Here is a 23,400-nt window from a genome sequence, read left to right as displayed (position 1 = left end):
GCGTGCCGTCACCCGCACCAACGTGGATGCTGCGGTCCTGTTCCCCGGGCCGGAAGGGGCTCTCCCGCCAAGGGGTCGACCGGCCCCGCCGGGGCCCGGACCGGCGGGCTCAGGGAGCGGTGGTGGTGAGGTCGGAGCCGGTGGACGCGGAGCTGGCCTCCTCCACCACGACCGAGCGGCGCTTGGAGACGACGACCGCGACCACGACGACCACGACCGCCGCGAGGGCGAGCCCGATCCGCAGCGGGGTGTTGGCGTCCTCCCCCACCGACAGCCCGACCACCGCCGGGGCGATGAGCAGCGCGACGAGGTTCATCACCTTGATCAGCGGGTTGATCGCCGGGCCCGCGGTGTCCTTGAACGGGTCGCCCACCGTGTCGCCGATGACGGTGGCCGCGTGCGCCTCGCTGCCCTTCCCGCCGTAGGCGCCGTCCTCCACCATCTTCTTGGCGTTGTCCCAGGCGCCGCCGGAGTTGGCGAGGAAGACCGCCATCAGGGTTCCCGCGGCGATCGCGCCGACCAGGTAGGCCGCCAGCGGGCCGATGCCCAGGCCGAAGCCCACCGCCACGGGGGCCAGGACGGCGAGCAGGCCCGGGGTGGCCAGCTCGCGCAACGAGTCCTTGGTGCAGATGTCGACGACGGCGCCGTAGTCGGGCCGCTCGGTGTAGTCCATGATCCCCGGCCGGGTGCGGAACTGCTCCCGCACCTCGAAGACCACCCGGCCGGCGGCGCGGGACACCGCGCTGATCGCCAGCCCGGAGAAGAAGAAGACGACCGCGGCGCCGAGCACGGCGCCCACGACGTTGTTCGGGTTGACCAGGCTGAACGCGTCGCCCAGCGTCGTGCCGGCCTCCTCCAGCGCGACGTCGACCTGGGCGTTGTAGGAGCCGAAGAGCGCGGTGGCGGCGAGGACCGCGGTCGCGATGGCGATGCCCTTGGTGATGGCCTTCGTGGTGTTGCCGACGGCGTCGAGGTCGGTGAGCACCCGGGCGCCGTCGTCGTCGATGTCGCCGGACATCTCGGCGATGCCCTGGGCGTTGTCGCTGACCGGGCCGAAGGTGTCCATGGCGACGATCACGCCGGCGGTGGTGAGCAGCCCGCAGCCGGCCAGCGCGACCGCGTAGAGGGCGGCACCGCCGCCGAGGAGGAAGGCGCCGTACACCGCGCCGCCGATGAGCAGCGCGGCGTAGACGGCCGACTCCAGGCCGAGGGAGATGCCGGAGAGGATCACGGTGGCCGGCCCCGTCAGCGAGCTGCGGCCGACGTCCTGGACCGGCTTGCGGCTGGTCTCGGTGAAGTAGCCGGTGAGCTGCTGGATGGCGGCGGCGAGGACGACACCGACCAGGACGGCGCCGAAGCCGAGCACCGGCAGGCTGACGGGCAGGTCGACGGCGCCGGCCGTGCCGGGCAGCACGGTGAAGGACGCGACCGCCACCAGCAGCAGCGACACCGCGGCGGAGACGAAGAAGCCGCGGTTGATCGGCGCCAGGCCGCTGCTGTCGTTCTTCCCCGGGTTGGTGGCCAGGACCCCCACCACCGAGGCGATGATCCCGATGGCGGCGACCACCAGCGGGAACACCATGCCCACCGAGCCGAAGAAGACCTGCCCGAGGATCAGCGCGGCGACCAGCGTGACGGCGTAGGACTCGAAGAGGTCGGCGGCCATGCCGGCGCAGTCGCCGACGTTGTCGCCCACGTTGTCGGCGATCGTGGCGGCGTTGCGCGGATCGTCCTCCGGGATGCCCGCCTCCACCTTGCCGACCAGGTCGGCACCCACGTCGGCGGCCTTGGTGAAGATCCCGCCACCGACGCGCATGAACATCGCGAGCAGGGCGCCGCCGAACCCGAAACCCTCGAGCACCACCGGACCGGTCTCGTCGAACAGCAGCAGCGCCAGCGCGGCGCCGAACAGACCGAGGCCGACGGTGATCATCCCGCAGACCCCGCCGGTGCGGTACGCGATGCGGAAGGCGGGCCGGTAGCCGCCCCCGCGGGCCGCCGCCGCCATGCGCACGTTGCCGCGGGTGGCCAGGGTCATGCCGATGAAGCCGACGGCCGCGGAGAAGCCCGCGCCGACGAGGAAGAAGACCGCCCGGCCCAGCCGGGTCCCCCACCCGCCGTCGGCCACGGGGAGCAGGACCAGCAGCCCGAACACCACGACGGCGAAGATCGCGAGGGTGCGGAACTGCCGGCGCAGGTACGCCCCCGCGCCCTCCTGCACCGCCTGCGCGATCTCGCGCATCTTCTCCGTGCCCTGGTCGGCGGCGAGGACGGCGCGGACCAGGAAGGCAGCGAAGGCGAGGGCGGCCAGGGAGATGACGAGGACGACGGCGACCAGCGCCGTCTCACCGCCTGACAACGAGCTGTCGGGCATGGGTTCTCCAAGCGTCGGCGACCGCCCGGGGGGCGCCGTGCTCCCCGGTGCAACGGAGTCGGCGTTCCGCCACCGGGGGGCGACCCCCGCCGCAGAACGCGCGAAGTGTAAGCGAAATCACATCCGGTGAGGCAAGCTCGCTCTCCGCTTTCCGGTCACCCCGGCGGCGGCTTGCCACCAGGTGTGACAGTGGGGAGGTGACCGAGCTCGCCCCGGTCCGGTCGGCTCCCCCTCCCGGCACGGACGACGGCTCCGTGGACGGGGGACGGGCCGGGACGGGGTGGCCGGCCTCCACGGTGCCGCCCGGCGGGGAGCTGCTGGCGGCGGTGCTCGCCGCGACGGCCGAGGAGGAGCAGCCGGTCACCCACGTGCACCACGTCCCGGTGCGGGAGAGCCGCACCGCCGACTGGCCGGAGTGGATCGACGCCGGGCTCCGCGAGCGGCTGGTGGCCCGCGGGGTGCGGGCCCCGTGGCAGCACCAGGTGGCGGCGGCGCAGTTCGCGCGGGAGGGCCGGCACGTGGTGGTGGCCACCGGCACGGCGTCGGGCAAGTCGCTGGCCTACCAGCTGCCGGCGCTGACCCGGCTGGCCGAGGACCCCCGTGCCTGCGTGCTGTACCTGGCGCCGACCAAGGCGCTGGCCCGTGACCAGCTGGCCTCGGTGGCGGCCCTGGCCGATCCGTCGGTGCGGCCGGCGGCCTACGACGGCGACACCCCGGCCGAGGAGCGCGACTGGGTCCGGCGGCACTCGCGCTGGATCGTCACCAACCCGGACATGCTGCACCGCGGGATCCTGCCGGCCCACCAGCGCTGGTCGAGCACGCTGCGGCGGGTGGCCTACGTGGTGATCGACGAGTGCCACGCCTACCGCGGGGTGTTCGGCTCGCACGTGGGCCACGTGCTGCGCCGGCTGCGGCGCATCTGCCGCCGGTACGGCGCCGAGCCGGTGTTCGTGCTGGCGTCGGCCACGGTGGCCGACCCCGCCGCCGCGGCGACCCGGCTGGTCGGCGAGGACGTCGTGGCGGTGACCGACGACAGCTCGCCGCGTCCGGGCGCCACCTTCGCGTTGTGGGAGCCGCCGCTGACCGAGCGCACCGGCGAGCACGGTGCGCCGCTGCGCCGGTCGGCCGCCGCCGACGCGGCCGGTCTGCTCGCCGACCTGGTCGAGCGCGGGGCCCGCACGCTGGCGTTCGTCCGCTCCCGGCGCAGCGCCGAGTCGGTGGCCGAGCAGGCCCGCCGGATCCTCGCCGACCGCGGCCGGGCCGATCTGGTGTCGCGGGTCGACTCCTACCGCGGCGGCTACCTGCCCGAGGAGCGGCGGGAGCTGGAGCGGGCGCTGTCGGCCGGTGACCTGCTGGGCGTGGCCACCACCAACGCGCTGGAGCTGGGGATCGACATCGCCGGGCTCGACGCGGTCGTCCTGGCCGGCTATCCGGGCACCCTCGCCTCGCTGTGGCAGCAGGCCGGCCGGGCCGGCCGGGCGCAGCGGGAGTCGCTGGTGGTGTTCGTGGCCCGCGACGACCCGCTGGACCACTACCTGGCCCACCACCCGCGGGCGGTGTTCGGCCGGCCCGTGGAGGCGACGGTCACCGACCCGGCCAACCCCTACGTGCTGGGTCCCCAGCTGTGCTGCGCCGCCGCGGAGTTCCCGCTGGTGCCCGCGGACCTGCCCGACTTCGGCGGGCCGGTGGCCGAGGCGCGGCTGGACGAGCTCGTGGCCGCCGGGCAGCTGCGCCGCCGGCCGGCCGGCTGGTACTGGGCCGGCCGCGGCCGCCCCGACGTCGACATCCGCGGCAGCGGCGACGAGCCGGTGGCGATCATCGAGGCCGGCACCGGGCGGCTGCTGGGCACCGTCGACGGCGGGGCCGCGCACGCGACGGTGCACGAGGGCGCGCTCTACGTGCACCGCGGGGACACCTTCGTCGTCGACGAGTTCGACGTCGGCGACGCCTGCGCCGTCGTGCACCCCGAGAGCCCCGACTGGACGACCGTGGCCCGGGACGTCACCGACCTGGCGATCGCCGCCGTCGAGCAGACCCGGCCGCTGGGCACGGTGACCGCGCACACCGGCGTCGTGGACGTGACCAACCAGGTGGTGGCCTACCAGCGGCGCCGGCTGGGGACCGGCGAGGTGCTGGCCGAGTTCCCGCTGGACCTCCCGCCGCGCCAGCTGCGCACCCGGGCGGTCTGGCTGACGCTGGACACGCAGGCGATCGGGCGGGCCGAGGTGGACGACGCGGCGCTGCCCGGGTCGCTGCACGCGGCCGAGCACGCGGCGATCGGCATCCTGCCGCTGCTGGCCACCTGCGACCGCTGGGACCTCGGCGGCCTGTCCACGGCGCTGCACCCCGACACCGGGACCGCGGCGATCTTCGTCTACGACGGCCACCCGGGCGGGGCGGGGTTCGCCGAGCGCGGGTACGCGGCGCTGCGCCGCTGGCTGCAGGCGACGCGGGCCACGGTGGCCAGCTGCGAGTGCGAGAGCGGCTGCCCGTCGTGCGTGCAGTCGCCCAAGTGCGGCAACGGCAACGACCCGCTGGACAAGGCCGGCGCGGTGCGGGTGCTCGACGTCGTCCTGGACGAGCTGGCCGCCGCCGACGAGCGCGGACCCGGCTCCGCCACGGACGACGACGACGTGGACGACGAGCCGGCGGCCCGGGAGCCGGATGGCGCCGTCGAGGACGACCTGGTCTTCTGACCCGGTCCGGCGTCGGCGACCGGCCCGGCCCGGGCGCGGCCGGTCGCGCTGTGCAGGCCCAGCCGGCCCAGCCGCACGTGCACCCGGACGGCGACCGCCACGACGGCCCCCTCCCCCACCTCGCAGGCGGTGAGCTCGGCCCCGTTCGCGGCGGCCACGCCGGCCGCGGCCGCGCAGGCGGTGGGGTCGCCGACGACGGCCCGGCCCGCGCCGGCCAGCGCCGCGAGATCGGCGGCCCCGGCGGCCCGGTGCCGGGCGACCGCCGCCACCCCCACCAGGACCCCCGCCGTCGCCACCAGCGCCAGGACCGCGGACAGGGCCAGCACCCAGACCGTGGCCGAGCCCCGCTCGGGCGAGTCCCGGTTCATCCCGCGGCGGGTTCCCGCTGGGCGACGGCCTCGGCGGTCACGGTCACCCGCCAGGGCACCGGCCCCAGCGGCGCGACCTCGGCGCTCACCCGGACCCGCACCTCCCCGGCCGCGCCGGTCACGGTCGTGCGGGCGCCGTCGGGGGCGACGCGACCGGCCCACCCGGTCACGGTGGCGGTCTCCTCGCCCCGGGCGGCGGCCCGCGCCCCTTCCCGCGCCGCATCGACGCAGCGCAGCTGTGCCCCCACCACCGTCACCGCGGCGACGGCGGCGGCCAGCACGAGGAGCAGCACCGGGAGCACGACCGCGGTCTCGGCGGTGACCATCCCCGCCTCCGGACCCCGGCCCTGCGCGAGGCGGCGCCGCACGGCTCAGGACAGCGTCGCGAGCGCGGCGTCGACGAGGCCGGTGAGCCCCGCGACGATCGAGTCGCCGGTCACCACCCGGTACAGCACCGCGGCGAAGGCGCAGGCCGCCACGGTGCCGACGGCGTACTCGGCGGTGCTCATGCCGGCCTCAGGAGCCTCCCGCAGGAGCGCCCAGCGCCGGGCCGGGCTCCCTCGCCGGGGAGTTCCCCCCGCGTCCGGGTCCGGCCGGTCGACGGGGTCGGGGTGCAGGTCGGGTGCGGCCACGGGCAGCCGTGCGGTCATGGGTTCCTCCTCGGACGGGGCCCCGGCGGGGCCGTGCACCGAGCCTCGCGCCGCGGCGGAGCCGGTCCGCGGGCCGCGGGCGATCTGTGGAGACGGCGGCCGGCTGTGGACGACCTCAGCCGAAGACCTCGCCGGCGATGCCGAGCACCAGCGGGACGACACCCAGGCAGAGGAAGGCCGGCAGGAAGCACACGCCCAGCGGCGCCAGCACCCACACACCCGCCCGCTGCACCGCCGCCTCGGCGCCGGCCCGGGCCGCGGCGCGGGTCTCCTCGGCCAGGGCGTGCAGCGCGGGGACGGCGGCCGCCCCCGACTCCCCGGCGCGGACCAGCACCCGGGCCAGCCCAGCCAGCTCCGGTGGCACGTCGGCCCAGGCCTGCCGCGGCCCGGCGCCCAGCCGGCAGAGGCTCGCCACCGTCCGCAGCCGGGACCCCAGCGGCGCCGGGACGGCGTCGGCCACGGCGGCGAGCGCGCCGGCGAGGGGCAGCCCCGCGGTCAGGCAGACGGCGAGCAGGTCGCAGGCCGCCGGCAGGTCGTGCGCCAGCGCCGCCCGGTCGGCGGCGTCCGGATCGGGTTCGGCCCGGCGCAGCAGCCGAACGCCTGCGACCGTGACCACCACCGCGGCGCAGGCCCCGGGGAGGCCGCCCAGCAGGAGGCCGGCGGCGAGCCCGGCCGCCCCGGCCAGCGGCCACCGGCGGAACCGCGCCGGAACCCGCGGGATCCCGCTCCCGGAGCGTCGGGCCGCACCGCTCAGCCGGCGCACCCGGCTTGCCACGACGGCCGAGTCGGGCGCCCACACGACCAGGGCGGCGGCCGCGAGCACCACCGGCAGCCACCCCGCCGCCGTCATCGGCCGATCCGGTGCATCAGCCGGCCGGTCCAGGCGATGCCCGCGGCCTCGAGCAGCACGCCGACGACGAGCAGCACCTGTCCCGGGCCCGTCGTGGTGAGCACGCGCCAGGGATCGGCGCCGATCCCGCTGCCCATGGCCAGCCCCAGCACCGGCAGGCCGGCGAGCAGCCGGGCGCTGGCCCGCGGGCCCGCGGTGGCCACCCGCAGCGCCCGGCGGTGCCCCAGCCGGGCGCGGAGGTCGTCCTCGACGGCGACGACGACGGTGGCCAGCGAGCAGCCGGTGCGGGCGCTGAGGGCCACGGCGGCCGACAGCCGGCCGAGCTCCGCGGCCAGCGCGTCCCGCGGCCCGGCGGGAGGTGCGCGGAGCACGGAGACCAGCGCGGCGGCGCAGTGGCGGTCGGGGCAGGCGGCGGCGGCCCCGCGCACCGCGTCCTCCAGGGAGCGCCCGGCGCGCAGCTCGGCCGCCAGCGCCCCCAGCGCCTCGGCCAGGGCGACCAGGCGCGTCTCCTCCGACGCCGCCACCCGGCGGGACGCCCAGGCCCGCGCGGACAGCGCCCCGCCCCCCGCCGCCAGCAGCGCGACCAGCGGCGTGCTGAGCACCGCGCCGAGGGCGCCGAGCCCGGCCGCCGCCAGGAGCGGGAGCGGAACCGGCCGCCCCGGTGGCCGCGGCACGCCGGCCACCACCCGCAGCCGCCGGCGGAGCAGCGCCCGCCCGTCCGGCCACAGCACGGCGGCACCGGCCGCCGCCAGCAGCGCGAGGCTCATCGGCCGGTCAGCCGGTCGCGCAGCGCGTCGCCGGCCGGGCACGGGCGGCCGTCGGCCCGCCACGCGGGCTCGACGACCACCACCTCACCGGCGCGGCGCAGCACGCCGATCTCCGAGACGCGACGTCCGGCGGGTGTCCGCTGCAGGTGCACGACGACGTCGAGCGCGGCGGCGGCCTGGCTGTGGACGGCGGCGCGGCCGAGCCCCGCGGCGACGCCGAGCGCCTCCAGCCGGGCGGGCACCTCGGTCGCGCGGTTCGCGTGCACCGTGCCGCAGCCGCCGTCGTGCCCGGTGTTGAGCGCGGCCAGCAGGTCGACGACCTCCGCACCGCGCACCTCGCCGACGACCAGCCGGTCGGGGCGCATGCGCAGCGCCTGCCGGACCAGGTCGCGCAGCCCCACCGCGCCGGCTCCCTCGACGTTCGGCGGCCGGGTCAGCAGGCGCACCACGTGCGGGTGCGGCGGGGTGAGCTCGGCGGCGTCCTCGCACAGGAGCAGGCGCTCGGCCGGGTCCACCTCCCCCAGCAGGGCCGACAGCAGCGTGGTCTTGCCCGAGCCCGTCCCGCCGGTGACCAGGAACGCGAGCCGGCGCCCGACGACCGCCCGCAGCAACCCGGCGCTCTCCCCGGGCAGGGTGCCGCGCGCCTCGAGGTCGGACAGCGCCTGCGCGCGGCGGCGCAGCACCCGCAGCGAGAGGCAGGTGCCGCCGCCGGAGACCGGCGGCAGGACGGCGTGCAGCCGGACGCCGCCGGGCAGCCCGACGTCCACCCACGGCGCGGCGTCGTCGAGCCGCCGCCCGGCGGAGGCGGCCAGCCGGACAGCGAGCCGGCGCACCGCGTCCTCGTCGGGGAAGCGCACGCCGGTGGCCGGCTCGAGCCCGGCACCGCGGTCGAGCCAGACCTCACCGGGCGCGTTGACCAGCACGTCGGTGACGCCGGGCAGCCGCAGCAGCGCCTCCAGCGGCCCGGCACCGGCCAGCTCGTCCACGGCGTCGCGGACGGCGAGCAGCACGTCGCCGTCGCCCAGCAACCCACCGGCCTCCTCGCGGACGAGCGCGGCCACCCCCGCACGCGACGGGGTCTGCTCCTCGGCCGCGAGCCGGGCCCGCACCCGGTCCAGCAGCGACGGCGCGCTCACCGGTCGTCCTCTTCCGGCAGCGCCGCGAGCACCCGTCGCGCCACCCCGCCCAGCGGCGAGCGGGCGGTGGCGCCCGGCGGCTCCCCCCGCTCGGCCCGGGCCACCGCGCCGCGGTCGTGCGGCACCACGCCGAGCAGGGGCCGCTCCACCACCTCCGCCACGTCGTCGGCGTCCAGCCCGCCGGGGACCGCCCGCACCACCAGCCGCGCCGACGACCACGGCGAGCCGGGGGCGCCCACGAGCAGCCGGGCGGCCGTGGCCGACCGCAACCGGGCCGGCACCACCAGGACGGCGAGATCGGCGTCGGCGAGGACGCCCTGCGGCCCGGCGCCCGGCCCCTCCGGCCCGGGCCGGGGCAGGTCGACGACGACGGCGCGGCCGGTGGCCCGGACGGCGTCGACCACCGCCACCAGCGCCTCGTCGGGGATCGGCGTCGCGCTGCCCCGGTCGGCGGCGAGCAGGTGCACCCGGCCCACCTCCGGCAGCGCGGCGAGCAGCGCCTCCCCCGCCACGCGCCCCCGCAGGCCGGTGAGCCCCGGCCAGCGCAGCCCCTCGACGAGCTCCGCGCCCAGCAGCAGGTCCAGCCCGCCGCCCCACACGTCGGCGTCGACGAGCACCGCCCCGCCCGGCGCGGCCAGGGCGACCGCCGCGGCCACCGTGCTGGCCCCCGCCCCGCCGCACGCCCCGCCCACCACGACCAGCGGCCCACGGGGCACCGGGGCGCGGACGGCGGCGGCGGCACGGTCCAGCAGCCACCCCTCGTCGGCCGGGAGCACGGCCACCCGCTCGGCCCCCACCTCCACCGCCGCCGCCCACTCGGCCGGCGGCAGCTCGCCTCCCGCGACGACGACGACGCCCGGGCGGCGGGGCAGCGTCCGCAGCGCGCCGGCGGCCAGCGCGTCGGCGCCCAGGAGGACCAGCGGCGCCTCCCGGTGCGCCCGCCGCAGCGCCGGCCCGCCGGTGGCCAGCTCCGGTTCGGCGCCGGCCGCGGCCAGCAGCCGGAGCACCTCGTCGAGCAGCGGCTCGTCGGTGCTGACGACCAGGGGGCGCGGCGGCCGCGACGGCGGCGGGAGGAGGGGCACGCGCCGACTCCAGCGGACGGTGGGCAGACAGTGCCAGAACGGCGGCGGAACTGTGGATGACCCCATCGGGTGTGGACGGTGTGCGGGCTCCGTCACACGGTGCCGATCCACCTACAGTGACTTCCGTGTCCCGCGCCGCGGCATTCTTCGACCTGGACAAGACCGTCATCGCCAAGTCCAGCACCCTGGCCTTCGGCCGCCCCTTCTTCCACGGCGGGCTCATCAACCGCCGCGCCGTGCTCAAGACGGCCTACGCGCAGTTCGTCTTCTCCCTCGCCGGGGCCGACGCCCAGCAGATGGAGCGGCTGCGCGCCCAGCTGACCGCGATGGTCACCGGGTGGGACGCCGCCACGGTGCACGAGATCGTCCGCGAGACGCTGCACGAGATCGTCGACCCGCTGGTCTACGCGGAGGCCGCCGACCTCATCGAGGAGCACCGCGCCGCCGGCCGGGAGATCGTCATCGTCTCCAGCAGCGGGGCAGAGATGGTGGAGCCGATCGGCGAGATGCTCGGCGTCGACCGCGTCGTCGCCACCCGGATGGTCACCGAGGAGGGCCGCTACACCGGCGAGATCGAGTTCTACGCCTACGGCGAGAACAAGGCCGAGGCCATCCGCGCGCTGGCCGCCGAGGGCGGTTACGACCTGGCCGACTGCTACGCCTACAGCGACTCGATCACCGACCTGCCGATGCTGGCCGCCGTCGGGCACCCCACCGCGGTGAACCCCGACCGCGGGCTGCGCAAGGCGGCGCTGCAGCACGGCTGGCCGATGCGGCGCTTCGAGCGGCCGGTCAGCATGCGCGCCCGCTTCTCGGTGCCGCCCGCGCCGGTGGTCACGGGCGCGGCCATGGGTGTCGGCGCCGCCGTCGTCGGCCTGGCCTGGTACGCCCGGCACCGGGCGGCGCGGGCCGGGCTGCTGCCCGCCGACGGGCCCGCCCCGGCCCCCGGCCGCCGTCGCCGCCGCGGCGCCTGACCCGGGCGCTCAGCGGCCGAACCGCTCCCGCACCCCGTCGACGAGCGTGCGGACCGCCGAGACCGGCGTGAACGCCCGTGCGGCCGCCGTCAGGGCGGCCACCTCGTCGTCGGCCAGCCGCAGCTGGTCGGCGGCGGCGTTGGACTCCAGCTGCTCCACGCTGGACGCACCGGGGATGACCACCACCCGCGGCTGCGCGACCAGCCAGGCCAGGGCCACCTGGGCCGGCGTGGCGTCGTGGGCGGCCGCCACCTCCCGGAGGACGTCGAGCAGCGGCCCGACCCGGCGCAGGTTCTCGGTGCCGAACAGCGGGTTGGCCGCCCGGACACCACCGGGCCGGTGGTCCACCGAGTACCGGCCCCCGAGCAGCCCCTGCGCCAGCGGGCTGTAGGCGATGACCAGCCGGTCCTCCTGCTCGGCGAACGGCACCAGGTCCGCCAGCGGCCCGGCGGAGGCCAGGGAGAACTGCACCTGGTTGGCGACCACCGGGCGGCCGAGCGCCTCGTCGGCGGCCCGCCAGCGGCCCAGAGAGTAGTTCGAGACGCCGGCGGCAGCGATCCGGTCCTCGTCGAGCAGCGCGCGCATCCCCGGCATCGTCACCGTGTCGGGCACCACCGGGTTGGGCTGGTGCACCTGGTAGAGCGGGATGCGGTCCAGCCCCAGCCGGCGGGCGCTCCCGGCCCACCGCTGCTGCACCACCCGCGGGAACGGCGCCACCGGGAAGATCTTGCTCGCGACGACGACGCGGTCGCGCTCCTCCCCCAGCGCCTCGCCGAGGATCCGCTCGCTGCGCCCGAAGCCGTAGATCTCCGCGGTGTCGAAGAGCGTGATGCCGAGCTCCCGGGCCCGGCGGACGATGGCGCCGGCCGCCTGGTCGGCGTAGCCGGCGCCGTAGCCCCACTCGCGGGACCCGAACTGCCAGGTGCCCAGGCCGATGCGGCTGACGGGGCCGAGCCCCGGGACGTCGAGGGTGCGCATGCGCCCAGTGTTCCGTCGCGGCCGCCGTCCCGCTCGGCTCAGCCGCGTAGCAGGCTCTCGCAGATCGCCAGGCCCTCCAGGGCGCCGTGCTCGGTGGCCCGGCAGCAGTGCACCAGCCACGCGGCCACGCCCTCGGGGGTGCCGGCCGCGTAGCCGGCGAGCGCCTCGCCGTAGGCCTCGCGGCCCAGCTCGGCGAACCCGACCTCGGGCACCGACACGGCCTTGGGGTCCAGCCCACGGGTGATCCCGGTCAGCCGGGCCGCGGCGCGGGCGACGACGCCGTCGGCGACGCCGAACGGGGCGAGCGCGGCCAGCTCGCCGTGCACCAGCGCGGCGACGAGCACCGCCGGCACCGTGGAGGTGCCGGAGACGATCGAGAACAGGCCGCCGAGCCGGGGCCCGGCGTGCGCGGCCGGACGGCCGAGGTCGGCGCGGTCGGTCAGGTCGGCCGCGGCCAGGACGTGCAGCCGGGCCAGCACCTGCCCCGGCGCCTTGGGCCAGGTCTCCACCATCGAGCCCAGGGCGGCCGACGCCCGCAGCGCGCCCTGCACGACCGGGTCGCCGACGGAGCCGGCCCGCAGCTCGGCCAGCGGCACGTCGACGCCCGCCAGCGCCGCGGACGCGCGGGCCCCGCGCAGCGCCGACTCGGTGCTCACCCCGGCCGACTCCCGGCGCAGGACGCGGTGGCCCAGCAGCCGGTCGATCCCGGCGCGGGCGGCGCCCGACGCCTCCCGCACGCCGGGCAGGTCGAGCAGCGGGGCCAGCGGGTCGGGGGTGCCCGGACGGGCCGTGGGGCGCGCGGCACCGGGGCGGACGGGGATGGTCACGCCCACGACGGTACGAGGCGGGCCCTCACCCGCTCCGACCCCCTGCCCTACGCTGCCTCCTTGCCATGGCCCACCCCGTCACCCTCCTGCTCGTGCGCCACGGGCAGAGCGAGTGGAACGCCGCCGGCCTCATGCAGGGCCAGACCGCACACGTGCCGCTGACCCCGCTGGGCCGTACGCAGGCCGAGACGGCCGCCGCGGAGCTGGCCGGCCTGCGCCCGGGCGCGCTCCTGTCGAGCGACCTGCTGCGCGCGGTGCAGACCGCCGAGTACTGCGCCCGCGCGACCGGGCTGCCCTTCTCCACCACCCCGGCGCTCCGGGAGCAGGGCTACGGCGTGCTCGAGGGCCGGCCGTCCCGGGAGCTGTGGGACGTCGTCGACTGGTCCGACGCCCACTGGTCGGCCGAGGGCGGGGAGAGCCTGGCCGAGCTGCACGCCCGGGTCGCCGCCTTCCTCACCCACCTGTGCGTCGAGCCGCCGGCCGACGTCGTCGCGCTCGTCACGCACGGCGACACCATCCGCGCCGCGCAGGCGGTGGCCGCGGGGCTGGGCCCCGACGCCATGCCGGCGATCACGCCGCACAACGGCACGGTCACCCGGCTCGAGGTCTGCGAGTGACCGTGCCCCGGCCGGAGGGCCGGTGCGAGGTCAGCCGGTGACCTCGACGAGGTCGATCACGAAGACCAGCGTGGAGCCGGCGGGGATCGGGCCGTTGGCCCTGTCGCCGTAGCCGAGCTCGCTCGGGATCGTGACCACCCGCCGGCCGCCTTCCCGCATGCCGGTGATGCCCTGCTCGAAGCCGGGGATGACCTGCCCCGCCCCGAGGACGACCGGCAGGGTCTCGTCCGCCCCGCGGCTCCAGGACGAGTCGAACTCCTCGCCGGTCTCGTAGAACCCGCCGACGTACTTCACCTCCACCGCGCTGCCCTCGACGGCCTCGGCGCCGTCGCCCACCACGACGTCCTCGACCACCAGCTCCTCCGGCGCCGGGGCGTCGGCAGCCGGGATGTCGGGGGCCGGGATGCCGGGGGCCTCGGGCAGGTCGGTGGTGACCTCCACGAGGTCGATCACGAAGACCAGCGTGGAGCCGGCGGGGATCGGGCCGCTGGCGCTGTCGCCGTAGCCGAGCTCGCTCGGGATCGTGACCACCCGCCGGCCGCCCTCCCGCATGCCGGTGATGCCCTGCTCGAAGCCGGGGATGACCTGCCCCGCCCCGAGGACGACCGGCAGGGTCTCGTCCGCCCCGCGGCTCCAGGACGAGTCGAACTCCTCGCCGGTCTCGTAGAACCCGCCGACGTACTTCACCTCGACGGACGTGCCCTCGACGGCCTCGGCGCCGTCGCCCACCACGACGTCCTCGATCACCAGCTCCGCCGGCGCCGGGGCGTCGGCGGCCGGGATCTCGGGGGCCTCGGACAGGTCGGTGGTGATCTCCTCGGCCACCTCGGCGGCGGCAGGCGACGAGATCTCCCCCTCGCCACCCCCGCAGGCGGTGAGGGCGAGGGTCAGCGCGAGGAACGCGCCGGGGACGGTGCGGCGGATCATGGGATCTCCTGGCCGAGCGGGCGCTCGTGTCGGGAACTGTGGGGCGGGACGGGCACAGCGGCAGCACCCCGCGCCCATCGTCCCAGAACGCCCGAGCGGGGTCAGGCCGCGCCGAGGGCGTCGGCCACCCGGTGGTGCACGCCGGCCTCGGCCGGGCGGCTCTGCCGCTCCAGCGTGCGGGCCAGCGCACGCCGGGCCCAGCCGTTGCTGGGCGCCAGCTCCACGAGCCGGCGCAGCGCCTCCTCGGCCGGGCCCAGCTGCGCCGAGCCGTAGTAGGCCCGCGCCAGCAGCTCCTGCGCCGCCTCGTTGCGCGGCTCGGCGTCGACGAGGGGCCCGAGGATGCGCGCGGCCTCGGCGGGCTGACCCATGTTCAGGTAGAGGTCGGCCCGGAGGAACTCCGAGTGCAGGTCGAGCTCGAAGGGCTGGGTCATGCCCCGGGCAACGCGGAAGCGGCCGGGCCGCTTCCGGCTCACCCCTCCGGCTCGGGGAAGCGGGCGCCCGCCACCAGCTCGGTGCCGTCGGCGACCCGCGCCGCACGCCCGACGAGGGTGATCTCCCCGTCCCCGCCGACCGAGGCGTCGTGCCCCACGTCGACGCCGTCGTCGAGCACCGCCCGGGTCACCGTCGCGCCCGACCGCACACGGACCCCGGGCAGGAGGACCGAGTCGACGACCGTCGCCCCCCGCTCCACCACCACCCCGGGGGAGAACGTGGAGCCGCGCACCTCACCGCCCACCCGGGTGCCGCCGGAGATCAGGCTGTCCTCGACGACGGCCCCGCTCAGCACCCGCGCGGCGCTGCGCCGCCCTCCCCGCGTGTGCACCGGCCACCGCGGGGCGTCGAGGTCCAGCGGCGGATCCGCGGAGATGAACTCCCGGTGGGCCTCCCAGTACGCCGGGACGGTGCCGACGTCGCGCCAGTAGCCCTGCAGCGGATAGGCGCGGGCGAGGCCGTCCCGGGTCTGCGCGGGCAGCAACCGGGTGCCCAGGTCCTCGAGCCCCTCCTCCCCAGCCTCGTCGCTGAGCGCCTCGAGCCGGTCCAGCGTGGGGGTCGGGGAGAAGACGAACACCTCGTTGGTGGCCGTCGTCGTCGCCGGCTCGTCGGGCTTGTAGGCGTAGCCGGTGATGCGGTCCCCCTCGCCGGTCTCGACGATCCCGTAGCGCGAGGCGTCGTCGGCCGTGACCTCGGTGGTCACCATCGTCACCTCGGCGCCCGAACCCACATGCGCCTCGACGACCTCCCGGTAGTCGAGCTTGTAGACCGCGTCGGCGCTGACGACGACCAGCGCGTCGGGGTCGAAGGCGCGGATGAGCTCCGCGTGGCGCCAGAGCGAGTCCGCCGTCCCGGTGTTCCAGCCACCCCGCTCGGTCCCCTTGTACGGCGGGAGGGTGAGCAGCCCGCCGGCCGTCCGGTCCAGGTCCCAGGGACGGCCGTTGGACAGGTGGTCGTGCAGCGACGTGGGGTGGAACTGGATGGAGACCCAGACGTCGGCGATCTGGGAGTTCTGGCAGTTGCTCAGCGGGAAGTCGATGAGCCGGTAGACCCCCGCGAAGGGGACGGCCGGCTTCGCCCGCCGCTCGGTGAGCAGTTCCAGGCGGCCTCCGGCGCCGCCGGCGAGCACGAGCACGAGGATCCGCGGGAGCGCCATGCCGCTCAGCTACCCCGGCCGGGGCCCGCGCACCCTTCGCGGGACCACCGGGCTAGCGGCGCACCGACGCGAGGAAGCCGAGCACCCGTTCCCGCAGCTCCGCGGCCCGTTCGGGGACCACCTCGGCCGGATCCCGCTCCTGCATCCACGGCGGGATCTCGGTCCGCACCCGTTGGGAGCACCGCAGGTCGGCGCAGATGTAGGTGCCCACGGTGTTGCCGTTCCGGCCGGCCTCCCCGGTCCGCCGGGCGGTGAACAGCGACACGCCGTTCCCGGTCTGCGCCGTCTCGCACGGCAGGCACATGGCCGCCGTGCGGCTGGACATGCTGCTGTCGGCGGCCCGGACGGCGATGCCCACCGGCTCGCCGTCGACCTCCGCCACCAGGTATCCGCGCAGGGGCGCCGTCGGGTCCCGCCAGCCGAGCACGTCCTGCTCCGCCCAGTCCAGGCTGTCGAAGTCCTTCGGCAGGGTCAGGCCGTCGGCCTCTCCGCGCGAGCAGTTGACGAAACGAACGCCGGACCTGGGTCTCGGTCAGCGGTCTCACCGGGGATGCCTCTCGTCGGTCGTACGGGCCGGCGGAGATCATCACCGATGTCGCGGACGACCTCAGCACCTTTTCCGGCCCGCGCCCCCGCTCAGGCGGGCAGCTCGCCCTCCGGGCCCGCGGCCTCCGCGAGCAGCCGCTCGCGGTGCTCCTCGGGGAGCAGGTCGACGTACACCGTCCCGTTCAGGTGGTCGACCTCGTGCTGCAGGCACCGGGCGGCCATGCCGGTCGCCTCGATCGTCACCGGGTCCCCGTGCAGGTCGATCCCGTCCACCCGCGCCCGGAACGCGCGCGGCAGCTCGGCGTAGGGGCCGGGCACCGACAGGCAGCCCTCCTCGGTAACCTCTTCCGCCGGGTCGTCCCCGACCGGGTCGAGCAGGGTCAGCGACGGGTTGACGACGTAGCCCACGACGTCCTCACCGTCGGCGTCCGGGCAGTCGATGACGAACACCCGGGCGTCCACGCCGATCTGGTTCGCCGCCAGCCCGACCCCGTCGGCGGCCGTCATGCTCGCGAACATGTCCAGGACCAGCCGGCGCAGGCCGTCGTCGAACGTGGTGACCTCGGCGCACCGCCGGTGCAGGACGGGGTTGCTGCCGTAGGTGACGATCGGCCGGGCGACGCCGTCGTAACGGCCGAACAGGCGCATGCCGACCGATCCTAGGGACGGCGCCCGGGCGGGGACCGGCCACCGGGGGCTTGGCACCATGACGCCGTGCGCCGTCCCGACACCCCGACCGCTCTGGGCCTGGCCCTCGGCGCACTGGCCGACCTCGCCCTCGCCGACCCCCGGAGGGGGCACCCGGTCGCCGGGTTCGGCCGCCTCGCGGCCGCGGTGGAACGCCGGCTGTGGCGGAACTCGCGCGCAGCCGGCGCGGCGCACTGGCTGGCGCTCACCGGGGGCGTGGTCGTCCTCGGGGTGGCGGCCGACCACGGCACCCGACGGCGACCGGTGCTCCGCGTCGTGGGGACGGCGGCCGCGACGTGGACCGTGCTGGGCGGGACGTCGCTGGCCCGGACGGCGGACCGCATGCACCGCGCGCTGGCGGCCGACGACGTGCCGGCCGCGCGGGCCACCCTGCCGGGCCTGGCCGGTCGCGACCCCCGCGCGCTCGACGGGGCGGGGCTGGCCCGCGCGACCGTGGAGTCGGTCGCGGAGAACACCTCGGACGCGGCGGTCGCCCCGCTCCTCTGGGGGGCGCTGGCCGGGCTGCCGGGCCTGCTCGGCTACCGGGCGGTCAACACCCTGGACGCGATGGTCGGTCACCGCTCCGAGCGCTACGAGCGCTTCGGGTGGGCGTCGGCCCGCGCCGACGACGTCGCCAACTGGGTGCCGGCGCGGCTGACCGCCGCGCTCACCGTGCTCTGCGCGCCGCTGGCGGGCGGTTCGGCGGGTGGCGCCTGGCGGGCCTGGTGGCGCGACGGCGCCGCGCACCCCAGCCCGAACGCGGGGCGGTGCGAGGCATCGCTCGCCGGTGCGCTCGGGCTGCAGTTGGGTGGCCGCAACGTCTACGGCAGCCGGGTCGAGGACCGCCCGCTGCTCGGCAGCGGTCGCGCACCGGCTGCCGGGGACATCCCCCGCGCGGTGCGGCTGTCCCGGGCCGTCTGGACCGCCGCGGCGATCCTGGCGGCCGGCGCACGCTCGGGACGCCGGCGCTGAACCCGGCGCACGTGCACGACGCCGCGCGGCCGGGGCGGCACCGGGAACCCGGCGGGGTCGACGCGGGCGTGGCTGGCCGGGGGATCGGCTGCGCCGCGACCGCCGCGGACGGTGACGACCAGCGTGGTCACCGAGAGAGCACCGAGCCCGGCGAGGACGACGAGAGCGAGCACACCACCTGGAGTCATGACCGAAGACTGGCACCATGAGAGCTGGTCGTTCGCGGTCCACTACGGCATGGTGGCCCCATGCCAATCGCCGGTAACCGGTCCACTTCCCCGAAGGAGCTGGCCACCCTGCTCGCCGCGGCCGACTCCCTGGCCGGGCCGCGGTACATCGGCCTCGCCGGCCGGATCCGCGAGCTGGTGTCCACCGGGCTCCTCCCCGTGGGCAGCCGGCTGCCCGCGGAACGCGAGCTGGCCGCCGCGGTCGGCGTGTCCCGCGTGACCGTGTCATCGGCCTACCGGCTGCTGCGGGAGCAGGGGTACGCCAGCACCCGGCACGGGTCGGGCACCGTCACCGGGCTCCCCCCGGCCCGGGACTCCTCCTGGGGGCCGCCCAGCACGGATCCGGCGGTGCTGGACCTCGCCCACGCCGCCCCCGAGGCCGCGCCGCAGCTGGCCGCCGCCTACGAGCAGGCGCTCACCGCCCTGCCGGCGTTCGCGACCGGGCACGGGTACGCGGCGAGCGGGCTGCCGGAGCTGCGGGCGGCCGTGGCCGACCGGTTCACCGCCCGCGGCCTGCCGACCGAGCCCGACCAGGTCGTGATCACCGCGGGGACCGGCGACGCCACCGCGGTCGTCCTCGAGACGCTCCTGCAACCCGGCGACCGCGTGCTCGTGGAGCACCCCACCTACCCGGGAGCGGTGACCATGGTGGCCGCGCACGGCGGCCGCTGCGTGCCCGCCGCGCTGGACGCCGCCGACCCCGACGCCCTCGTCGGCGCGGCGCACGTGGTCGCCCGGCAGAGCAGCCCGCGGCTGGCCTTCCTCATGCCCGACTTCTCCAACCCCAGCGGCGCCCGGGTCTCGGCCTCCGGGCGCCGGCGGCTCGCGGCCACCCTGTGGCAGCAGGGGGTGCTGGCCGTCGTCGACGAGGTGACCGCCGAGCTCCACCTCGACGGGGACGCGCTGCCACCCTTCGCCGCCGGGCTCCCCGACGCCGCGACCATCACGGTGGGCGGCCTGTCCAAGGCGGTGTGGGGCGGGCTGCGGATCGGCTGGCTGCGGACCGACGCCGCGCTCGCCGCCCAGCTCGCCGCCGCCCTCGGCCGGCGGCAGCTGACCGTGGGGATCCTCGACCAGCTCGCCGCGGCGCTCCTGGTGCGCTCGCTGGACGAGGTCCTCGCCGAGCGGCGGGCGACGCTGCGCGAGCGGCGGGACGTGCTCGTCGCGGAGCTGACCCGGGCCCTCCCCGACTGGTCGGTCCCGACGCCGGACGGCGGGCTGTCGCTCTGGTGCCGCCTGCCGGCCGGGCTGAGCTCCGCGGCGCTCGCCGCCGCCGCGGGTCCGGAGGGCCTGCTGCTCGCCGAGGGCCGCGCCTTCGGGACCGGCCACGCCTTCGACGACCACCTCCGGCTCCCCTTCTCCCGGCCACCGGCCGAGCTGCGCGCCGCCGTGGCGGTGCTCGCGCGGCTCGACGCGGCCGTGCGGAGCCGGCCGGCGGGACGGCCGCCGCTCCCGCCGTCCACGGTGGTCTGACCGACCGCCGTCGGCGCGCGCCGGGCGATCCCGGATCGCGGGTGCGGCCGACCGGAGGCGGAGCTACGGTCCGCAGTGACCGGGCGGCCGGGAACGGCGGTCCGGCGGCGGTCGAACCCACGGCTGTGCCGACACGTCTCGCCCCCCTCCGGCGAACCACGTGGAGTCGCCATGACCCACCCCACCCCGCCCCTCGCCCGGCGCTCCGCCCAGCAGCCCACCGCGGGCCGTCCCCGCCGCTCGGTGTCCCGGGTCCCGGGCGCGCCCCGCGACCAGGGGGGCGCCCGCAGCCCGGGGCGGTACCGCTTCGACGGGCGCAGCGGGGCCTGGTGGTGGTCCCCGGAGCTGACCGAGCTCCTCGGGGCGACCGCCGGCGTCACGCCCTGCACGGAGACGTTCGTGGCCCCGCAGCACCCGGACGACCGGGAGCGGACGGTCGCCGCGCTCACCGCCGCCTGCGCCGAGGCCCGGACGTTCTCCCTGCAGGTCCGGCTGGTCGACGGCCCGGGGCCGGAACGGGCCGCCATGCTGGTCGGCGAGCCCAGCCGGGCCGACGAGGGCGCGGTGGAGGGGCTGCTGGTCGAGATCCCGGCCGTCTCCGGAGGTTCCGGGGCCGACCGGCTCTCCGCGCTGGAGGCCGAGGCCGCCCAGCTGCGGACGGCGATGGCCAGCCGGGCGGTCATCGAGCAGGCCAAGGGCATCCTGATGCTCCTGACGAGCTGCGGCGAGCAGGTCGCCTTCGGGCTGCTGACCCACATCTCCAGCCACACCCACCGGAAGGTGCGCGACGTCGCCCTCGCGATCACCGAGTCGGCGGTCGGGCGGGGCGCCCTCCCCGACGACGTCCGCCGCATCCTCCGCGACGCCTGCCCCCCGGCGCGGCCGGCGCACTAGCGGAGCGGCTCGCCGAGCCGCTGCCGGGGCGCGCGGCGCCGTCCGGCAGGATCGTGGCGGGCCCGCGGTGTCCGGGCCCGGAGTCTCCGGGCGCCGTCGTCCGACGGTCCGCCGCGGAGCAGCCGATTGAGGAGCACCGTTGTTCTACGTTCTCGTGCGCTTCGTCGTCCGGCCGCTGTTCTGGGTGCTCTTCCGTCCGCGGGTGACCGGCCGCGAGCACGTGCCGCTGCAGGGCCCGGTCATCCTGGCGAGCAACCACCTGTCCTTCATCGACAGCATCGTGATCCCGACCGTGGCGCCGCGCCGGGTGGCCTACCTGGCCAAGGCGGAGTACTTCACCGGCACCGGCTTCGCCGGCTGGTTCACCCGGACGCTGTTCACCGCGCTGGGTGCTCACCCGATCGAGCGGGAGACGCACCGGGCCGCGCAGGCGGCGCTGGACACCGCCCTGCGGATCCTGCGGGGCGGCACCGCCTTCGGCCTCTACCCGGAGGGCACCCGGTCCAGGGACGGCCGGCTCGCCCGCGGGAAGACCGGCGTGGCCTGGCTGGCCCTGACCGCCGACTGCCCGGTCGTGCCCGTGGCCGTCCAGGGCACCGACAAGGCACAGCCGATCGGCGCGCGGTGGCCGCGGCCGCACCGCATCGCGATCACCTTCGGCGAGCCGCTGACCTTCCCCGAGTTGCGCGGCAAGGCCGGCAACGGCCGGGCCCGCCGGGAGGTGACCGACCGGATCATGGTCGCCATCGCGGAGCTGTCCGGCCAGGAGACGGTCGGCTGGGAGCTCCCGACCGAGGCCGCATGAGCGGGGCGCTGCTGGTCGCCGGGACCACCTCCGACGCGGGGAAGTCGGTCGTCACCGCCGGCATCTGCCGCTGGCTGGTGCGCCAGGGCGTGTCGGTGGCGCCGTTCAAGGCGCAGAACATGAGCAACAACTCCATGGTCACCCTCGACGGCGCCGAGATCGGGCGCGCGCAGGTGATGCAGGCCGCCGCCGCGCGGGTGGCGCCGGAGGCCGCGATGAACCCGGTGCTGCTCAAGCCCGGCGGCGAGAACTCCAGCCAGGTGGTGGTGCTGGGCCGGCCGGTCGCCGACGTCACGGCTCTGTCCTACCGGCCGATGAAGGCGGCGCTGCTGGAGCAGGTCCTCGAGTCGCTGGCCGACCTGCGGTCCCGCTTCGACGTCGTCGTCTGCGAGGGGGCGGGCTCCCCCACGGAGATCAACCTGCGCGCCGACGACATCGCGAACATGGGGCTGGCCACCGCCGCGGAGCTGCCGGTGCTCGTCGTCGGTGACATCGACCGCGGCGGGGTCTTCGCCGCCCTGCACGGCACGGTCGCGCTCATGCCGCCGGGCGACCAGCGGCTGGTCGCCGGGTTCCTGGTGAACAAGTTCCGCGGCGACGTCCGCCTGCTGCGTCCCGGGCTCGACCAGCTGGCCGCGCTCACCGGCCGGCCGACCCTCGGGGTGCTGCCCTGGCTCGGCGGCCTGGAACTGGACGTCGAGGACTCGCTGAACGTGCCCGCCGCGACGGCCGGGGCGGCGCCGCTCGGCGACGACGTCCTGCGCGTCTCGGTCGCCCGACTGCCCCGGCTGTCGAACTTCACCGACCTCGATGCGCTCGCCGCCGAGCCCGGGGTGCTGGTGCGGTACGCGACCCGCCCGGAGGAGCTCGCCGACGCCGACCTGGTGGTGCTGCCGGGCAGCCGGGCGACGGTCGCGGACCTGGCGTGGCTGCGCAGCACCGGCCTGGCCGACGCGGTGCTGCGCCGGGCCGCGGAGGGGACGCCGGTGCTCGGCATCTGCGGGGGGCACCAGATGCTGGCCCGGACGATCACCGACGAGGTGGAGTCGCGGGCGGGGACCGTGCCCGGGCTGGGGCTGCTGCCGGCCGAGGTCCGCTTCGCCGCGGAGAAGACCCTCGCCCGCCCGGTGGGCTCGGCGCTGGGCGAGCCGGTGCACGGCTACGAGATCCACCACGGGATCGTGACCGTCGACGCCGAGGCCGAGCCCTTCCTCGACGGGGCGCGGGCCGGATCGGTGTTCGGCACCACCTGGCACGGCGCCCTGGAGAACGACGGGTTCCGCCGGGCCTTCCTCACGGAGGTGGCCCGCACCACCGGCCGCCGGTTCGTGCCCGCACCGGACACCGAGTTCGCCGCGGTGCGGGAGGCCCGGCTGGACCGGCTGGGCGACCTGATCGCCGAGCACGCCGACACCGACGCGCTGTGGCGGCTGATCGAGTCCGGGCCGCCGGCCGGCCTGCCGCTGCTGCCGCCGGGGGCGGGCTTCAGCCCTCGGTGAGGCGCGCCCGCACGTCGTCCGGCCAGGGGGTGGCGCGGCCCTCGGCGACGGAGACGTAGGTGGTGCGGACGACGCAGCAGACCCGCTCGCCCACGCGCACGGTGAAGCGCACCGACACGCTGGTGCGGCCCACCTTCTCGGTCTCGGCGTCCACGGCGACGGTGTCGCCCCAGCGGGCGGACGACGTCCACTCCAGCGAGCTGGCCTTGACCACCGGGTCGATGCCTCGGACGACCAGCTCGTCCCACGCCAGCCCGTGCGCGGCCCACCACCCGTTCGAGGCCTCGTCGGCCCACGTGAGGTAGTGGGCGTTGAAGACGACGCCCTGCTGATCGCACTCGACGTATCGGACGGGAGAGCTCCACACCTGCGGCACGAGGAGCCACGCTAGCCCGGCGACCGT

At 77.1% G+C, this 23,400-nt stretch carries 23 protein-coding genes and 1 pseudogene; 8 read left to right on the top strand and 16 right to left on the bottom strand.

The window, feature by feature from the left end:
* Positions 1-109: 109 nt before the first annotated feature.
* The gene (locus ABDB74_RS02380; protein WP_346621455.1) at positions 110-2,374 is read right to left on the bottom strand and encodes a sodium-translocating pyrophosphatase; all 2,265 of its coding nucleotides are present in this window, start codon (positions 2,372-2,374) and stop codon (positions 110-112) included.
* A gap of 197 nt (positions 2,375-2,571) precedes the next feature.
* Here ABDB74_RS02380 and ABDB74_RS02375 point away from each other — a divergent pair, with 197 nt between their 5' ends.
* Positions 2,572-5,070: a DEAD/DEAH box helicase gene (locus tag ABDB74_RS02375; RefSeq protein ID WP_346621453.1), complete on the top strand. Its 2,499-nt coding sequence runs from the start codon at positions 2,572-2,574 to the stop codon at positions 5,068-5,070.
* A gap of 32 nt (positions 5,071-5,102) precedes the next feature.
* Here the strand turns inward: ABDB74_RS02375 and ABDB74_RS20640 are convergent.
* The 7 genes and pseudogenes from ABDB74_RS20640 to ssd form a co-directional block, all read right to left on the bottom strand.
* Positions 5,103-5,438, bottom strand: a pseudogene (locus tag ABDB74_RS20640) (Rv3654c family TadE-like protein); the annotation flags it as partial.
* The gene (locus ABDB74_RS02370; protein WP_346621452.1) at positions 5,435-5,764 is read right to left on the bottom strand and encodes a TadE family type IV pilus minor pilin; all 330 of its coding nucleotides are present in this window, start codon (positions 5,762-5,764) and stop codon (positions 5,435-5,437) included. The gene ABDB74_RS02370 and the pseudogene ABDB74_RS20640, both read right to left, overlap by 4 nt.
* Positions 5,765-5,809: 45 nt before the next feature.
* Entirely contained in the window at positions 5,810-6,088 is a 279-nt protein-coding gene (locus tag ABDB74_RS02365) for a DUF4244 domain-containing protein (RefSeq protein ID WP_346621450.1), read from the bottom strand.
* A gap of 115 nt (positions 6,089-6,203) precedes the next feature.
* On the bottom strand, positions 6,204-6,938 hold the full coding sequence (locus ABDB74_RS02360) for a type II secretion system F family protein (RefSeq protein WP_346621449.1): 735 nt from the start codon (positions 6,936-6,938) through the stop codon (positions 6,204-6,206).
* Positions 6,935-7,705, bottom strand: coding sequence for a pilus assembly protein TadB (locus tag ABDB74_RS02355; protein WP_346621448.1), 771 nt, complete (start codon positions 7,703-7,705; stop codon positions 6,935-6,937). The genes ABDB74_RS02360 and ABDB74_RS02355 overlap by 4 nt, the downstream gene beginning before the upstream one ends.
* Positions 7,702-8,841, bottom strand: a complete 1,140-nt coding sequence (locus ABDB74_RS02350) for a TadA family conjugal transfer-associated ATPase (RefSeq protein WP_346621447.1) — start codon at positions 8,839-8,841, stop codon at positions 7,702-7,704. Before ABDB74_RS02350 ends, ABDB74_RS02355 begins: the two co-directional genes overlap by 4 nt.
* Positions 8,838-9,923, bottom strand: a complete 1,086-nt coding sequence (gene ssd, locus ABDB74_RS02345) for a septum site-determining protein Ssd (RefSeq protein WP_346621445.1) — start codon at positions 9,921-9,923, stop codon at positions 8,838-8,840. Before ssd ends, ABDB74_RS02350 begins: the two co-directional genes overlap by 4 nt.
* 125 nt (positions 9,924-10,048) lie before the next feature.
* On the opposite strand from ssd, the gene ABDB74_RS02340 reads away from it, so the two are divergent.
* Positions 10,049-10,897: an HAD family hydrolase gene (locus tag ABDB74_RS02340; RefSeq protein WP_346621443.1), complete on the top strand. Its 849-nt coding sequence runs from the start codon at positions 10,049-10,051 to the stop codon at positions 10,895-10,897.
* A gap of 9 nt (positions 10,898-10,906) precedes the next feature.
* Here the strand turns inward: ABDB74_RS02340 and ABDB74_RS02335 are convergent, their stop codons facing one another.
* Positions 10,907-11,875 (bottom strand): aldo/keto reductase, encoded by a 969-nt coding sequence (locus ABDB74_RS02335; protein WP_346621442.1) that lies wholly within the window; start codon positions 11,873-11,875, stop codon positions 10,907-10,909.
* Between the two features lie 38 nt (positions 11,876-11,913).
* Positions 11,914-12,702: an oxidoreductase gene (locus tag ABDB74_RS02330; protein WP_346621441.1), complete on the bottom strand. Its 789-nt coding sequence runs from the start codon at positions 12,700-12,702 to the stop codon at positions 11,914-11,916.
* A 65-nt stretch (positions 12,703-12,767) separates the two neighbouring features.
* On the opposite strand from ABDB74_RS02330, the gene ABDB74_RS02325 reads away from it, so the two are divergent.
* Positions 12,768-13,319, top strand: coding sequence for a histidine phosphatase family protein (locus ABDB74_RS02325; protein WP_346621439.1), 552 nt, complete (start codon positions 12,768-12,770; stop codon positions 13,317-13,319).
* Positions 13,320-13,349: 30 nt separating this feature from the next.
* Here ABDB74_RS02325 and ABDB74_RS02320 read toward each other — a convergent pair whose 3' ends face one another.
* From ABDB74_RS02320 to def, 5 genes are all read right to left on the bottom strand, one after another.
* Positions 13,350-14,246, bottom strand: a complete 897-nt coding sequence (locus ABDB74_RS02320; protein ID WP_346621437.1) for an FKBP-type peptidyl-prolyl cis-trans isomerase — start codon at positions 14,244-14,246, stop codon at positions 13,350-13,352.
* Between the two features lie 101 nt (positions 14,247-14,347).
* A complete protein-coding gene (locus ABDB74_RS02315) occupies positions 14,348-14,677 on the bottom strand; it encodes a BTAD domain-containing putative transcriptional regulator (protein WP_346621435.1) in 330 nt (109 codons plus the stop codon).
* 38 nt (positions 14,678-14,715) lie between these two features.
* The gene (locus tag ABDB74_RS02310; RefSeq protein WP_346621433.1) at positions 14,716-15,894 is read right to left on the bottom strand and encodes a sugar phosphate nucleotidyltransferase; all 1,179 of its coding nucleotides are present in this window, start codon (positions 15,892-15,894) and stop codon (positions 14,716-14,718) included.
* A 52-nt stretch (positions 15,895-15,946) separates the two neighbouring features.
* On the bottom strand, positions 15,947-16,342 hold the full coding sequence (locus tag ABDB74_RS02305) for an FBP domain-containing protein (RefSeq protein WP_346623840.1): 396 nt from the start codon (positions 16,340-16,342) through the stop codon (positions 15,947-15,949).
* Positions 16,343-16,530: 188 nt separating this feature from the next.
* Positions 16,531-17,088, bottom strand: coding sequence for a peptide deformylase (gene def / locus ABDB74_RS02300; RefSeq protein ID WP_346621432.1), 558 nt, complete (start codon positions 17,086-17,088; stop codon positions 16,531-16,533).
* Between the two features lie 66 nt (positions 17,089-17,154).
* On the opposite strand from def, the gene ABDB74_RS02295 reads away from it, so the two are divergent.
* The 5 genes from ABDB74_RS02295 (at position 17,155) to ABDB74_RS02275 (ending at position 22,997) form a co-directional block, all read left to right on the top strand.
* Positions 17,155-18,099 (top strand): cobalamin biosynthesis protein, encoded by a 945-nt coding sequence (locus tag ABDB74_RS02295; RefSeq protein ID WP_346621431.1) that lies wholly within the window; start codon positions 17,155-17,157, stop codon positions 18,097-18,099.
* A 248-nt stretch (positions 18,100-18,347) separates the two neighbouring features.
* Positions 18,348-19,799, top strand: coding sequence for a PLP-dependent aminotransferase family protein (locus ABDB74_RS02290; RefSeq protein WP_346621430.1), 1,452 nt, complete (start codon positions 18,348-18,350; stop codon positions 19,797-19,799).
* 171 nt (positions 19,800-19,970) lie between these two features.
* A complete protein-coding gene (locus ABDB74_RS02285; protein WP_346621429.1) occupies positions 19,971-20,693 on the top strand; it encodes an ANTAR domain-containing protein in 723 nt (240 codons plus the stop codon).
* 139 nt (positions 20,694-20,832) lie between these two features.
* Positions 20,833-21,498: a lysophospholipid acyltransferase family protein gene (locus ABDB74_RS02280; protein ID WP_346621428.1), complete on the top strand. Its 666-nt coding sequence runs from the start codon at positions 20,833-20,835 to the stop codon at positions 21,496-21,498.
* Positions 21,495-22,997, top strand: a complete 1,503-nt coding sequence (locus ABDB74_RS02275) for a cobyric acid synthase (RefSeq protein WP_346621427.1) — start codon at positions 21,495-21,497, stop codon at positions 22,995-22,997. Before ABDB74_RS02280 ends, ABDB74_RS02275 begins: the two co-directional genes overlap by 4 nt.
* Here the strand turns inward: ABDB74_RS02275 and ABDB74_RS02270 are convergent.
* Positions 22,984-23,373, bottom strand: a complete 390-nt coding sequence (locus ABDB74_RS02270; protein WP_346621426.1) for a thioesterase family protein — start codon at positions 23,371-23,373, stop codon at positions 22,984-22,986. The genes ABDB74_RS02275 and ABDB74_RS02270 overlap by 14 nt on opposite strands.
* Positions 23,374-23,400: the final 27 nt, after the last annotated feature.

The sequence above is a fragment of the Blastococcus sp. HT6-4 genome, assembly GCF_039679125.1.
Lineage (GTDB): Bacteria > Actinomycetota > Actinomycetes > Mycobacteriales > Geodermatophilaceae > Blastococcus > Blastococcus montanus.
Note: the sequence above shows the minus strand (reverse complement) of the source record. Positions and strands in the feature narration are given on the sequence as shown.